We start from the raw sequence: 13,826 nt of genomic DNA, 5'->3' as shown, positions 1-13,826 counted from the left end.
GATACGCAGAGCACTTACGCAGCAAGAAGAATCATAGTTGCAATATTTTGCAAATAGCATTTTCGGAAGAATACGCGCCGAATGCGAAATTTCTTCTTGAGCTGCGATCGATACAATCGCACCACCTCCGAGCCTGCACGAACTGAATCCAGGCTCTGCTTACAAATACTCGGCGAAGCTTGCACGGACCTGCACACACCATGGCACGCATTTGATCGATCTCCGGTAAGCGCACGGGAGATCGGAGGGCGTGGCAATCAGACCTTGGTGGCGGGCGCCTTGTTGCGCTCCAGCAGCGCCTTCACCGTAACGTCGTTGATCTTGCCGCTCGGCTCCTGGCCGATCGATTTCTGGAAGTTCTTGATCGCCGCGACCGTCTTCGCGCCCATCTCGCCGTCCGGCTGGCCGGCGTCGAAACCGTTGTTGTTGAGGATCGCCTGGATGTTGCGGATCGCTTTCTTCATGTCGACGGTCGAGGTCTTGGTGGCATTGCCGACCCACTCATCCGGGACGTCCACGCCATTCGCCTTGCTATCGAGCGGTGCAGCCTTCCAGAGGTCGGCCTTGGCGCGCGCCTTTTCGAGCTGATCCGGCTTCATTGCGTTGGCGACCTCGTCACGTTTCTGTGACGCGTCCTTGTCACCGCCCTTGGCGGCAATCGCGAACCACCTGTAAGACTCGGTCAGATCCTGCGCGACGCCATTGCCGCGGGCGCAAAGGATCGCCAGATTGAACTGGCTGTCGGTGATGCCGAGATTGGCTGCCTTGACGAACCAATCCGCAGCCGTCTTGTAGTCCTGCTGGCCTAGCGCGCCGGAGGCATAGAGCACGGCGAGATTGTGCATCGCGCTGGCGTTGCCCTGGTTTGCCGCCTGCTCGTAGTACTGCTTCGCCTTGGCGATATCGCGATCGACACCCGTGCCCTTCTCGTAAATGTTGCCGAGACGGTATTCGGCCGGCGCGAAGCCCTTGTCCGCAGCGAGCTGATACCAATTTGCCGCCTCCTTCGGATCGACGGCGATGCCGGCGCGGCCTTCGCTATAGCGAGCGCCGATCTCAAAGAGCGCCAGCGCATCGCCGTTCTTGGCGGCATCGGCGAGCGACTTCGGCTGCACGACATCGGGAACGGCAATACCCGCTGTTTCCATGGCCGGGGCGGCGGGCGCAGCCGCCATCCCTGCGGCGACCGGGGCCGCGTCCTTGGCAACGAAGCCGGATGCGTCCTGCAGAGCGCCGGATGGCGCAAGCGGGGTGGCCGTGTCGCCGCTCAGCGGTGCGGTTGCGGTCAGATGGTCGGGTGCTGCCGGCGCGGGTACCGGATCGGCGCTTGCAAGCGGCGCGACGGGGGCTTCTGCGGCCGGGACTTCCGGAGCGGTCGCTTCGGCCTGGTCCGGTGCCGTTTCGCTGTCGGGCGGCAGGGCGTTGCTGGACGAATCCGTCAGCACGGCAACTTCGGCGGACGGCGCCGGTTGGCCGCTCGTCAGCGTGCGGGCCAGCGGGAACGCCATGATCGCCAGCAGCACGGCGCCGACGGCAAGCAGGATCGGACGCCGGAAGCGCGAGAAGGCACTACCCTTCACGGCATCCTTGTCCTTTGCCTTCTTCTCGGCCTTGACGGGCTTGGCGGCCGGTTCGGTTTCCAGCGCTGCAGCCTGCGCGGCGCGGCGGGCAGCCGCGATATAGTCGGCGCGCTCGTTTTCGGTCGCCGGCTTGACGTTCGTCCGCGCAGCGTTCTGGCTGGCACGTACACGCTCCAGGATCTTCTTGATGTCCGGCGCACCCGAGCCCGGCTCCAGCGGCTCGTTGGCGGCTTCCGGCGGCATTACGTCGACGGGATCGATGGAAGGAGCGGGATCAATAAGGGTGCGTTCGCCGGCAGCGGTCTCTGCCTTTGCCTTCTTGCTCGGCAGCAGACGCTTTCCGAGGCTGGAAAGCAGGCTGCCCTTGGAGGGACCTGTGGATGATGCCGGCTTGGTCGCGGCCTCGATCGCGATCGCACTGGTGTCGGTTGCAGCCATGACCGGCACGGCGGGCGCTTCTTCGGCGACTTCGGGCTGACGGCTTGCCGGGGCGCGGGTTCCGAACACCGCCGGTTTCTGCGCGTCTTCGGCGCCAGCCTGCATTATCGCGTAGGTATCGACTGCGAAATCGACATCGGCGACAGGCATTCTCAGCGCCGGCCTTGCGATAGCGCGGTCTTCCATCACGTCCAATCGCTCGGCGATCTGGACCAGGGTTTCGTGCAGGGCCTGGAAGGTCTTGTGGGTGCGCTCGTCGCTGCTGCGGCTGAGATCCTCGAGTTGGCGCAGGTCTTCGGCAAGCGCATTGAGCGCCGACATATCGGCCGCAGCCGGCGCGCCGCCTTGCAGGGCGCCGCTTCTCGCATAGGCCTCGACCACCGCTTCGGCCGCCTGGCGGGCAGCCTCGATGATATATTCGTCGCTAGTCGCCATATAGTCTTCGATCGCGCCCATGCGGCGGTCGAAATCCGCCGGCAGCTCGGCCGCGGGCCGCGGCTCGCTCATCAGCGCCGACAGGTTTGCGATCTGGTCCTCAAGATTCTTCAGCGCATATGGATCGGCCGCCGGTGCAGCGGTGCTTTCCTCCAGGCGCGCGACGATGTCGCTGAGCCTGCTTTCGATGCGGCGGAACGCGCTGTCGTCCACGGGAGCGGCGACAGGCTGGAGCGGCTGGAAATCCATCTCGTCAATACGGCGCGCAAGATAGTCCAGGCGCTGCGCGAGCGCGTCGTTGACCGAGCCGACCTCGAGCGCATCGATCTTGCGCGAGATGTCGGCAAGCGCGCCCGTCAGCTCCGGCTGCGGCGCAGCCTTGTGGCTCCGCTCGAGCAGGTAGGACAGGTGCTCCAGGCGTTCGTCGAGGCGCGAGGTTGCCTCGGCATTGGCGAGTTCCTCGACGCGCAGCGTCAGGGTTTCAAGCCGATCGGCCAGGCCGTCGGCCGGCGCCGCGCGGCTCGCGACGCTATGACCCATCATATCGATCTGTTCGCCCAGGGCGTTCAGGCGGCCTTCGAGGCGATGCATCAAGGCCGGATCGCCGCTGGCGGCGGCGCGGCCGGTTGCCGCGATGGCGCGGCTGATTTCATCGAGCCGGCCATCGACCGCTGCAAACTGCTCGGCCATCGCCCGATCGTGCGGCTGGATCATGCTGCCGAACTGCTCCATCGCCGTTGCGATGGAGATAAGCTTGTCTTCCAGCGCCCGAACGGCAGGGCTTTCGCCCATGCCGCCGATATGGCGCTTGATATCATCGAGCCGGTAGGCAAGCGCCACCAGCTCTTCCTGCAGACCGGCCGTGTCGAGTGCATGCAACTGGTGCTCGAAACCGTCCCAGCGGGTTTCCATGTGGCGGATTGAATCTTCGCGTGCGAGCCCGTCCATCAGCGAGCGCAGCTCTTCGAACTCGCCGCGCAACCCTTGCGCCTCGGGCGCATTGGAGCGACCGGCAAGCTGATCGATGCTACTCGCAAGGCGGCTCATGTCGGCGCGGATGTCATCGGCGAAGCGGCGGTCTTCCGCCCCGACCTTGATGCTGCGGATCTCTTCGCGCAGCGCGTTCATTTCGCGCGTCACGCCATCGGAGATGTCGCGCTTCAGGTCCTGGCGAAGATTGACGAGCGCCTGCGCGATCTCGGTCATGGTGTCTTCGGCAGCGCGGTGGGCCGGTTGGGGCGCGGCCGGTTGCGGCGCGGCGGAACGCGGCGCGCGTTCGGCAACCGGGAGCGGCGCACGCGGAGAGGCCGACGGCTCCCGCGTGTACGGTGCGGGCTCGCGCACCGCCGGGCGTTCGCGGCTTGCCTCCAGAATGCGCTGGCGCTGGCGAATTTCAGCGAAGGGATCCAGCCGCGCTTCGGCGGCATAAGGTGCGCGGGCGGCATAAAGATCGGCGTAGCTCTCGCGCTCCGGCGCCGCGGGAGGTTGGCGCTGGTCGCGGGCGCCAGTGCCGATCAGCCCCTCGATCCTCGCCTCCAGACCTTCGATGGTACGGTTCAGCGCATCGAGCGACGCCCTGTCGGAATGCCGTGGGGAATTTGATCGCGATCCGTTCATCTTCTTGCTCGCTTCGTCTGTCCGAACCCTCGTCAGGGCCGATCATTGGCTTTTCCGTCAGCGCCGCACCGGAATGCGGACGAGAGCACCATTCATGAAGGGATAATCAATTAGACTTTCCGCAACCTGTACGGCGTAGCCGCATTCCATGAAACGCGAGACTGGAAAAAGGAATGCAGGTCGCCAATGCTCAGACCGCACCTTTCACGAAACGTGGTAAACAACCCGTTAACCAGCGTGAGATTTTTTTAACTTTTCAGGATTTTGAGCCGGTTTCCGTGCTGAAACCGGCCGACACCGCTTCGCGTGCAATCGTAGGCGTCAAAGCCATGTTAGTCCGATATCAGAACGATTCCGTCCATGGCCGCAACTCGATTTCCTGCGACCATGCACTCCTATGCTGCAGCAGGACATCGATGTAGCTCTGCGCAATGGCATCGGGATCGAGCGTCGCATCCGGCTTGGCCGGGTCTTCCTGACGCATCCTTGAACGGATGGCGCCGTCGATGATGAAGTGGGCGACGTGAATTCCCTTCGGCCCCAGCTCGCGGGCAGCGCTCTGGGCAAGGCCGCGAAGCGCGAACTTGCCCATGGCAAACGCGGCGGACTGGGCATATCCCTTGATGCTCGCCGTCGCCCCGGTAAACAGGATCGCGCCATGCCCATGCGGGATCATGCGCTTTGCAGCCTGCTGGCTGACCAGAAAGCCGCCATAGGCGCTGATTGCAATTGCCTGTTCGACAGCGACTGGGTCGAGCTCGATCACAGGACCGCGCAGGCGGCCGCTGGCGTTGTAGACGACGACCTCAGGATCGCCAATCGCAGCCGCGGCGTCGTCAAAGAGTGCTGCGACGGAAGCCGGCTGCGCGGCATCCGCGGCAAAGGTCCTTGCGCCCGTCTCACCGGCCAGTTCGTTCAGCTTGTCGATGTTGCGCGCTGCCAGCGCGACCTTGACGCCACGCGCCGTCAGCTGGCGCGCAAGCGAGGTACTGAGGCCTGGCCCTGCACCGACGATGAGAGCCGAGCTGTAAGGAAACTCAGTCATGCCTGTCGTCCTCCGGATCGATGTCACCGAAACCCAAACCGCAGAACACGGCATCAAGCTCGCCAGCGGATTTACACCCGCCGCGCCTTGATCGTATTCATCACGAAGCTGGTCTCGATAGTATCGACGCATTTCAGCCGGGCAATCTTTTCCTTGATGAAACGCTCATAATCCTCGAGCCCCGAACTCATCACCTTCAGCACATAGTCACGCGATCCGGTGACCAGATGGCACTCGAGCACCTCGTCCCATCCCCGAACGGCGCTCTCGAACATCTCAATCTCGTCCTCGTGCTGGCGGCTGAGCCTGACGGAAGCCAGTGCCGTCATCGTCCAGCCGTCGACGGCCGGATCGACGAGTGTCGTGTAACCCTGGATGATCGCCGCGTCCTCCAGCCGGCGCAGACGACGAAGGCAGGCGGATGCGGAGAGCCCGACACGCTCGGCGAGCTCGTTGTTTGGAAGGCGGGCATCGCCCGTCAATTCCCTAAGGATCTTCCGGTCCATGTCGTCAGCAATTTTCTGCGTCACAACTCTTAATTCTCCGCAATAAGTTGCATCAGAAAGCACAGGCGCGCTGCAAATAGCAAGAACAGTCCTCGCGTTCTGATATAATTTGCGAGCATCACGCGTATCTCTTGAGGAGACGACAATGACCGCACCACACCCTTCCAAGACTCATATCGGCAACCACGCCCTGCATCCCGAAACGCAGATGCTGAACTATGGCTACGACCCGGAACTGTCGGAAGGGGCGGTGAAGCCGCCGGTGTTCCTGACATCGACATTCGTCTTCAAATCCGCCGAGGATGGCCGGGATTTCTTCGATTACGTATCCGGCCGCAAGGAGCCACCCGCCGGCAAGGGTGCGGGGCTCGTCTATTCCCGATTCAATCATCCCAACAGCGAAATCGTCGAAGACCGGCTTGCCGTCTATGAGCGTACAGAAAGTTGCGCGCTCTTCTCATCCGGCATGTCGGCCATCGCGACGACGCTGCTTGCCTTCGTGCGCCCGGGCGACGCCATCCTGCATTCCCAGCCACTCTACGGCGGAACCGAGACGCTGCTGGCAAAGACGTTCCTCAATCTCGGCGTCGCGGCTGTCGGCTTCGCCGATGGCGTCAGCGAAGCGTCGGTTCAGGCCGCCGCCGAAGACGCCATGGCCAAGGGCCGGGTGTCGGTGATCCTCGTCGAGACGCCTGCCAATCCGACGAACAGCCTCGTCGACGTCGCGATGATCCGCCGTGTCGCCGACGCGATCGGCAGAAAACAGGGCCACACGCCGATCGTCGCCTGTGATAACACGCTGCTTGGTCCTGTCTTCCAGCGGCCAATCGAACACGGCGCCGATATCTCGCTCTATTCGCTGACCAAATATGTCGGCGGCCATTCGGATCTGATCGCCGGCGCGGCGCTCGGCCCGAAGGCCGTCATGAAGCAGGTCAAGGCGTTGCGCGGCGCCATCGGCACGCAGCTTGATCCGCACTCCTGCTGGATGCTCGGCCGTTCGCTGGAAACGCTGCAGATCCGCATGGAGCGGGCCAACAATAATGCCCGCGTCGTTGCCGACTTCCTGCGCGAGCATCCGAAGGTCGACGGGATTCACTACTTGCCCTATCACGACGCCAGTTCGCCAGTCGGGCGCACCTTCGCGGCGCAGTGCAGCGGTGCGGGATCGACCTTCTCCTTCGACATCAGGGGCGGCCAGCCGGCATCCTTCAAGTTCCTGAACGCCCTGCAGATATTCAAGCTGGCGGTCAGCCTGGGCGGCACGGAATCGCTCGCCAGCCATCCGGCAACGATGACCCATTCCGGCGTGCCGGCCGACGTCCGCCAACGGATCGGTGTCCTGGAATCAACCATCCGCCTGTCGATCGGCATCGAGCATCCGGACGATCTCGTGGCCGATCTGCAACAGGCGCTGGACGCGGCGTGAATTTAACGGCGGCTTAGGCGGCCGCCGTTTCCCTCACATCGTCGAGCAGGAAATGCACGACGATGTATTTCGTCGTGTAGTGGCGGCCGCTGTCGGAAATATTGTCGACACTGCCGCCGTCGGCAGGGTGCCAGCGATGGTAGTGCGGACTGGTGGTGATCAGCGTGATCGCCTTGCCGGCCCTCTTGCCGTCGAGCCGGAAGCGCATTTCGGCCAGCGGCCAGATGCGCTCATAGTCATCCATTGAAATGCGGACTTTCAGTGCCTTGCGGCTGACCGCCTCGCTGCGCGTGCCGTCCTCATGCTCCACCGCCGGCAGCTCCAGCGTGACTTCCTCGGCTCCGTCCAGGATGGAATTGAACTCTTCCGGCCACATCCGTCTCATAAAATCGCTCCTCCAAGCTCTTTCGTCGGTCTGCCCGTGAAGTCTAGCGCGTCTTCGTTCGGACGCAACCCGGTTGCGTGGCTGTTGCGTGGCGAGGAGGCCGGTGGCCATCCTGATCCTTCGAGGCTCCTCCGGAGCACCTCAGGATGAGGGCGGAGCGGCGGCGGCGCAGGATTGGAGACGGTACGCCCAGAGCAAGGAAATCGTCAGCGATTCTTTTGACGCCGCACTAACGACCGGCTTCATCGCTCACCGGCGCACCAACGACCAGCCCTCATCCTGAGGGGCTTCGCAGGAGCCTCGAAGGACGAGGACGGGTGATTGCTAGAATGACAGAGCGGTGACCGCGCATTTGCCTTTCAGTTCGCGATCCACGTCTTACCGATAGGCTTGCTCGAGCTTCGCGATATCGAGTTTCACCATGCCGAGCATGACCTCGGTGACGCGCTTGGCGCGCTCCCGATCCGGATCAGCGATCATCTCGATCAGCGCCCGCGGAACTATCTGCCAGGAAAGGCCCCAGCGATCCTTCAGCCAGCCGCACTGCTCTTCGACGCCGCCGTTTTTCAGGAAGGCGTTCCATATCCGGTCGATCTCGGCCTGCGTTTCGCATTCGACCGAGATCGAGAAGGCGTGGTTGAAGGCGTCGAGCGGGCCGGCTTCCATGGCGACAAAATCCTGGTTCCCGAGCTTGAAGTCGATGATCTTGACGCTGCCCGGAGGGCCGCTCGGCGTTTCCGCCGGCAGGATGGTCGTGCGCCCCATGGACGAATCGGGAATGGTCGCCACATAGAATTCGACGGCTTGCTGGACGTCCTTCTCGAACCAGAGATTCGAACTGACCTTGAGCATGGATTTGTCCTCCTCGTAGTTGCTCTGACGAAATTTTCGACAGCCCCAGGACGTTCCCCGCCCGCCATTCCCGACACCATGTCATCACAAATTCGAGGATCTGCGAAATTTGACGTTTACGCAAACGTCAATATTTTGTAAGAGACTCTCAAATGCCGGCCTCGTCCGGCGTGCCGAATTGGAGGAATTCGAACAATGCCAGTCTACAAGGCCCCGGTTAACGACACGCTCTTCGTGCTGAACGATGTGCTCGGCCTGGAACGCTACAACAATCTCCCGGGGTTTGCCGATGCGACGCCTGACATGATCGAGGCGATTCTCGGCGAGGCTGCGAAGATTGCCGAAGAAGTGCTCTTCCCCCTGAACTATTCCGGCGACCAGGAAGGCTGCGTCCGCCGCGAAGACGGTTCCGTCTCCGTGCCCAAAGGCTTCAAGGAAGGCTACGACGCCTACTGCCGGGGCGGCTGGACGGGACTTGCCGTCCCTGAGGAATTCGGCGGCCAGGGCCTCCCCTATACGTTGCACGCCGCCGTCGGTGAGTATACGTCGGCCGCCAACATGTCGCTGATGATGTATCCGGGGCTGACCCAAGGCGCGATCGCCGCAATTGTCGTCCACGGCTCGGACGAGCAGAAGCAGACCTATCTGCCGAAGATGGTCTCCGGCGAATGGTCCGGCACCATGAACCTTACCGAGCCGCATTGCGGGACCGATCTCGGCCTCCTGCGCACCAAGGCCGTGCCTCAAGGTGACGGCAGCTACAAGATCTCGGGCCAGAAGATCTTCATCTCCGCCGGCGAGCACGACATGACCGGCAACATAGTGCATCTGGTGCTGGCGCGCATCGAAGGCGCGCCTGATGGCACCAAGGGCATTTCGCTGTTCATCGTGCCGAAGCATCTCGTCAAATCGGATGGCACACCGGGCGAGCGCAATCAGGTCTCCTGCGGCGCGATCGAGCACAAGATGGGCATTCATGGCAACGCCACGTGTGTCATGAACTATGACGAGGCGACCGGTTTCCTCATCGGCGCGGAGAACAAGGGTCTCAACGCCATGTTCGTGATGATGAACGAAGCCCGCCTCGGCGTCGGTCTACAGGGTCTGGCGATCGCCGAAATCGCCTATCAGAACGCCGTCAACTATGCCCGCGAGCGCATCCAGGGCCGCTCGCTCTCCGGCCCGAAGGCGCCTGATAAAAAGGCTGACCCGATCATCGTGCATCCCGACATTCGCCGTTCGCTGATGACAATCCGCGCCTTCAACGAGGCAGGCCGCGCCTTCCTGCTCTGGACGGCGCTGAAATCCGACATCGCCCACCGCTCGGCGGACGAGAAGGAGCGCCAGACCGCCGACGACATTCTCGGTCTCGTCACCCCGATCCTCAAGGGCGTCCTGACCGACAAGGGCTTCGACCACGCAGTCATGGCCCAGCAGGTGTTCGGCGGCCACGGCTACATCGAAGAGCACGGCATGAGCCAATATGTGCGCGATGCCCGCATCGCCATGATCTACGAAGGCGCCAACGGCATCCAGGCGCTTGATCTGGTGGGCCGTAAGCTCGGCTTGAACGGCGGCCGCGCCGTCATGGCGCTCTTCAAGGAGATCGGCGATTTCTGTGAAGAAAACCGCGACGACGAGAAGATGACGTTCTTCACCAAGAACCTGAAGAAGGGGTTGAACGACGTGCAGTCGGCGACCATGTGGTTCATGCAGCACGCCATGGCCAAGCCCGACAATGCCGGCGCAGGCTCGACCGACTACATGCACCTCTTCGGTCTCGTCGTCCTTGGCTATATGTGGGCGAAGATGGCAAAGGCTGCCGAGAATGGCCTTGCGAGCGGCGACGACGCCCGCGAAAGCTACCTTCGCAACAAGCTCGTCACAGCCCGTTTCTTCATGGAGCGGATCATGCCGGAAACGGCGCTGCGCAAGGCCCGCATCGAGACCGGCGCAGAAACGATGATGACCTTGGCCGCCGAGGCTTTTTGAGTTCAACGGCGCCCGACGCCGATAGGGAGATGAGACAATGACCAAGGTTTTCATTTACGACCACGTGCGCACGCCACGCGGCCGCGGCAAAAAGGACGGTTCGCTGCACGAGGTGCCGTCGGTGCGCCTTGCCGCCAAGACCCTGGAAGCGATCCGCGACCGCAATGGACTCGATACCGCAACCGTCGACGACATCATCATGGGCTGCGTCGATCCTGTCATGGAAGCCGGCGCGGTCATCCCGCGCGGGGCGGCCTTCGAGGCTGGCTATTCGACCAAGGCGCCTGGCATGCAGATATCCCGCTTCTGCGCTTCCGGCCTCGACGCCGTGAACTTCGGCGCGGCGAAGATCGCGCAAGGCGCCGATGACATCGTCATTGCAGGCGGCGTCGAAAGCATGTCGCGCGTCGGTCTCGGCATGTCGGGCGGCGCCTGGTTCATGGACCCGTCGGTGAACTTCCCGGCCTACTTCATGCCGCAGGGCGTCTCGGCCGACCTGATTGCCACCAAATACGGCTTCTCGCGCGACGACGTCGACGCCTACGCGGTCGAAAGCCAGAAGCGGGCGGCAAACGCCTGGGAGAAGGGCTACTTCAAGAATTCCGTCATCCCGGTCAAGGACCAGAACGGCCTGACGATCCTTGCCCATGACGAGCACATGCGTCCCGGCACCGACATGCAGGCGCTGGCAAGCCTGAACCCCTCCTTCCAGATGCCGGGCGAGATGGGTGGCTTCGAGGCCGTCGCGATCCAGGCCCATCCGGAGATCGAGCGCCTCAACTACGTCCACCACGCCGGCAATTCCTCTGGCATCGTCGACGGCGCGGCCGCCGTGCTGCTCGGCTCCAAGGCCGGAGGCGAAAGCATGGGCGTGAAGCCCCGTGGCCGCATCAAAGCCTTCGCCAATATCGGCTCCGACCCGGCGCTGATGCTGACCGGCCCGGTCGACGTCACCGAAAAGCTTCTGAAGCGCACGGGCATGACGCTTGCCGACATCGATCTCTTCGAACTCAACGAGGCCTTCGCCGCCGTCGTGCTACGCTACTGCCAAGCCTTCGAGATCCCGCACGACAAGATCAACGTCAACGGCGGCGCGATCGCCATGGGCCACCCGCTCGGCGCCACCGGCGCGATGATTCTGGGCACGGTGCTGGACGAGCTGGAGCGCCGCGACCTGAACACCGCGCTCGTCACGCTCTGCATCGGTGCCGGCATGGGCACCGCGACCATCATCGAACGCGTCTAAGGGAGAGAGACGATGACCTACAAGAATTTCACCGTCGAAACAGACGCAGACGGCATCGCCCTTGTCACCTGGGATATGCCCGGCAAGTCCATGAACGTCTTCACCGCAGAGGTGATGGACGAGCTGGACGCCATCGTCGATGCGGTCGTCGCCGACAGCGCCATCAAGGGCGCGGTCATCACCTCCGGCAAGTCGAGCTTTTCGGGCGGCGCGGACCTCTCGATGATCAAGTCGATGTTCTCGCTCTACCAGCACGAGAAGGCCGCCAACGCCGATGGCGCCGCGCAGAAACTCTTCGATCTCGTCGGCCGCATGACCAGCCTCTTCCGCAAGATCGAAACCTCGGGCAAGCCCTGGGTCTCGGCGATCAACGGCACCTGCATGGGCGGCGCATTCGAGATGTCGCTGGCCTGCCACGGCCGCGTCGCCTCGAATGCCAAGTCGGTGAAGATCGCCCTGCCCGAGGTCAAGGTCGGCATCTTCCCGGGCGCCGGCGGCACGCAGCGCGTGTCGCGCCTGGCGGACACCCAGTCGGCCCTGCAGATGATGACGACCGGCCAGTCGCTGACGGCAGCACGCGCCAAGGCGATGAATCTCGTCCATCAGGTGGTTGAGCCGGATCAGCTGATCCCCACGGCCAAGCAGATGATCAAGGACGGGCTGAAGCCCGTTGCCCCCTGGGACGAGAAGGGCTTCAAGGCGCCCGGCGGCGGCATCTGGACGCCGGCCGCAGCCCAGCTCTGGCCGGCCGCGCCCGCGATCCTGCGCCGCGAAACATCAGGCAACTATCCGGCAGCACTCGCCATTCTGAAGTGCGTCTATGAAGGCCTGCAGGTGCCTTTCGACACCGGCCTCAAGATCGAGCAGCGCTATTTCACCGAGATCCTGCAGACCAACGAAGCCTTCTCGATGATCCGCTCGCTCTTCATCTCCATGCAGGAGCTCGGCAAAGGGGCCCGCCGCCCCGCTGACGTTGCAAGGACGGAGCTGAAGAAGGTGGGTGTCGTTGGCGCCGGTTTCATGGGAGCCTCGATCGCCTATGTGACCGCCGCCGCCGGCATCCCCGTCACCCTCATCGACCGCGACATCGAAGCGGCGACAAAGGGTAAGGGCGTCGGCGAAGCACTGGTGAAGGACTCCATCGGTAAGGGTCGCCTTACGCAAGACGATGGCGCCGCACTGCTTTCCCGCATCGCGCCCTCCGCCGACTATGGTGACCTGAAGGACGCCGATCTCGTCATCGAAGCCGTGTTCGAAGACCGCGAGGTCAAGAAGGCCGTGATCGAGGCAGTTGAGGCCGTTCTGCCAGAAGGCGCGATCTTTGCCTCCAACACCTCGACGCTGCCGATCACCGGCCTTGCCAGGAACTCGAAGCGCCCGGCCGATTTCATCGGCGTGCATTTCTTCTCGCCGGTCGAGAAGATGATGCTGACGGAGGTCATCCTCGGCAAGCAGACCGGCGACAAGGCGCTCGCCGTTGCGCTCGATTACGTCGCCGCCATCAAGAAGACGCCTATCGTCGTCAACGACACGCGCGGCTTCTTCGTCAACCGCTGCGTCTTCCGCTACATTCACGAAGCCTACGACATGCTGATCGAGGGCGTCCCGCCCGTCATGATCGAGAATGCCGCCAAGATGGCCGGCATGCCGGTCGGTCCGCTGTCGCTGAACGACGAGGTTGCGATCGATCTCTCGCAGAAGATCCTCAAGGCCACCGCTGCCGATCTCGGCGAGGCCGCCGTCGATCCGAAGCACATGGCACTGATCAACAAGATGGTCGACGAACTCGACCGCCGCGGCCGCAAGAACGGCAAGGGCTTCTACGACTATCCGGCGAAACCGGCCAAGAAGTCGCTATGGCCGGAGCTGAAGACCTTCTACCCGCAGAGGGAGGCCGACGAGGTTGATGTCGAGGTGCTGAAGCAGCGCTTCCTCGTCACCATCGCGCTGGAAGCCGCCCGCACCATGGAGGAAGGCATCGTCACCGATCCGCGCGAAGCCGACGTTGGCTCCATCCTCGGCTTCGGCTTTGCTCCCTACACCGGTGGCGTGCTCTCCTACATCGACGGCATGGGCGTGAAGGCCTTCGTGGAACTCTGCGAGAAACTTGCGGCAACCTACGGCGCACACTTCAAGCCAACGACACTGCTCAAGGACATGGCGGCCAAGGGCGAGACTTTCTACGGTCGGTTTGATCCGTATGCCAAGGAGAAGGAGGCGGCGTAAGCCGCTTCTTCAAGCCTGCTAGCACCTACACAAGCAGGCGGCTGTCACGACCACAGTTCATGTCAGTGAAGTTCC

The 13,826-nt window shown here is 63.0% G+C and carries 9 protein-coding genes; 4 read left to right on the top strand and 5 right to left on the bottom strand.

The annotated features are described in order from the left end of the window. Positions 1-257 precede the first annotated feature (257 nt). From K9B32_RS03130 to K9B32_RS03120, 3 genes are all read right to left on the bottom strand, one after another. A complete protein-coding gene (locus K9B32_RS03130) occupies positions 258-4,070 on the bottom strand; it encodes a peptidoglycan-binding protein (RefSeq protein WP_224560429.1) in 3,813 nt (1,270 codons plus the stop codon). Between the two features lie 343 nt (positions 4,071-4,413). Continuing rightward, on the bottom strand, positions 4,414-5,115 hold the full coding sequence (locus K9B32_RS03125) for an SDR family NAD(P)-dependent oxidoreductase (RefSeq protein ID WP_224560428.1): 702 nt from the start codon (positions 5,113-5,115) through the stop codon (positions 4,414-4,416). Positions 5,116-5,186: 71 nt separating this feature from the next. Then, positions 5,187-5,645, bottom strand: a complete 459-nt coding sequence (locus K9B32_RS03120) for an Lrp/AsnC family transcriptional regulator (RefSeq protein ID WP_224560427.1) — start codon at positions 5,643-5,645, stop codon at positions 5,187-5,189. A gap of 121 nt (positions 5,646-5,766) precedes the next feature. On the opposite strand from K9B32_RS03120, the gene K9B32_RS03115 reads away from it, so the two are divergent. Further along, the gene (locus K9B32_RS03115) at positions 5,767-7,050 is read left to right on the top strand and encodes a cystathionine gamma-synthase family protein (RefSeq protein WP_224560426.1); all 1,284 of its coding nucleotides are present in this window, start codon (positions 5,767-5,769) and stop codon (positions 7,048-7,050) included. Between the two features lie 13 nt (positions 7,051-7,063). Here the strand turns inward: K9B32_RS03115 and K9B32_RS03110 are convergent, their stop codons facing one another. Together K9B32_RS03110 and K9B32_RS03105 are read right to left on the bottom strand one after the other, a co-directional pair. Further along, positions 7,064-7,435 (bottom strand): hypothetical protein, encoded by a 372-nt coding sequence (locus K9B32_RS03110; protein ID WP_224560425.1) that lies wholly within the window; start codon positions 7,433-7,435, stop codon positions 7,064-7,066. A 378-nt stretch (positions 7,436-7,813) separates the two neighbouring features. After that, the gene (locus K9B32_RS03105; protein WP_224560424.1) at positions 7,814-8,287 is read right to left on the bottom strand and encodes a VOC family protein; all 474 of its coding nucleotides are present in this window, start codon (positions 8,285-8,287) and stop codon (positions 7,814-7,816) included. Positions 8,288-8,482: 195 nt separating this feature from the next. On the opposite strand from K9B32_RS03105, the gene K9B32_RS03100 reads away from it, so the two are divergent. Genes K9B32_RS03100 through K9B32_RS03090 form a run of 3 tightly spaced genes read left to right on the top strand, consistent with a single transcriptional unit; the run spans position 8,483 to position 13,751 of the window. Beyond that, complete coding sequence (locus K9B32_RS03100; protein WP_224560423.1) at positions 8,483-10,279, top strand: acyl-CoA dehydrogenase C-terminal domain-containing protein; 1,797 nt, start codon at positions 8,483-8,485, stop codon at positions 10,277-10,279. A 37-nt stretch (positions 10,280-10,316) separates the two neighbouring features. After that, complete coding sequence (locus K9B32_RS03095) at positions 10,317-11,525, top strand: acetyl-CoA C-acetyltransferase (protein ID WP_007796359.1); 1,209 nt, start codon at positions 10,317-10,319, stop codon at positions 11,523-11,525. A 12-nt stretch (positions 11,526-11,537) separates the two neighbouring features. Next, positions 11,538-13,751: a 3-hydroxyacyl-CoA dehydrogenase NAD-binding domain-containing protein gene (locus tag K9B32_RS03090; protein WP_224560422.1), complete on the top strand. Its 2,214-nt coding sequence runs from the start codon at positions 11,538-11,540 to the stop codon at positions 13,749-13,751. The last annotated feature ends 75 nt before the right edge of the window (positions 13,752-13,826 follow it).

This window comes from Rhizobium sp. 3T7, from assembly GCF_020166565.1.
Lineage (GTDB): Bacteria > Pseudomonadota > Alphaproteobacteria > Rhizobiales > Rhizobiaceae > Rhizobium.
Note: the sequence above shows the minus strand (reverse complement) of the source record. Positions and strands in the feature narration are given on the sequence as shown.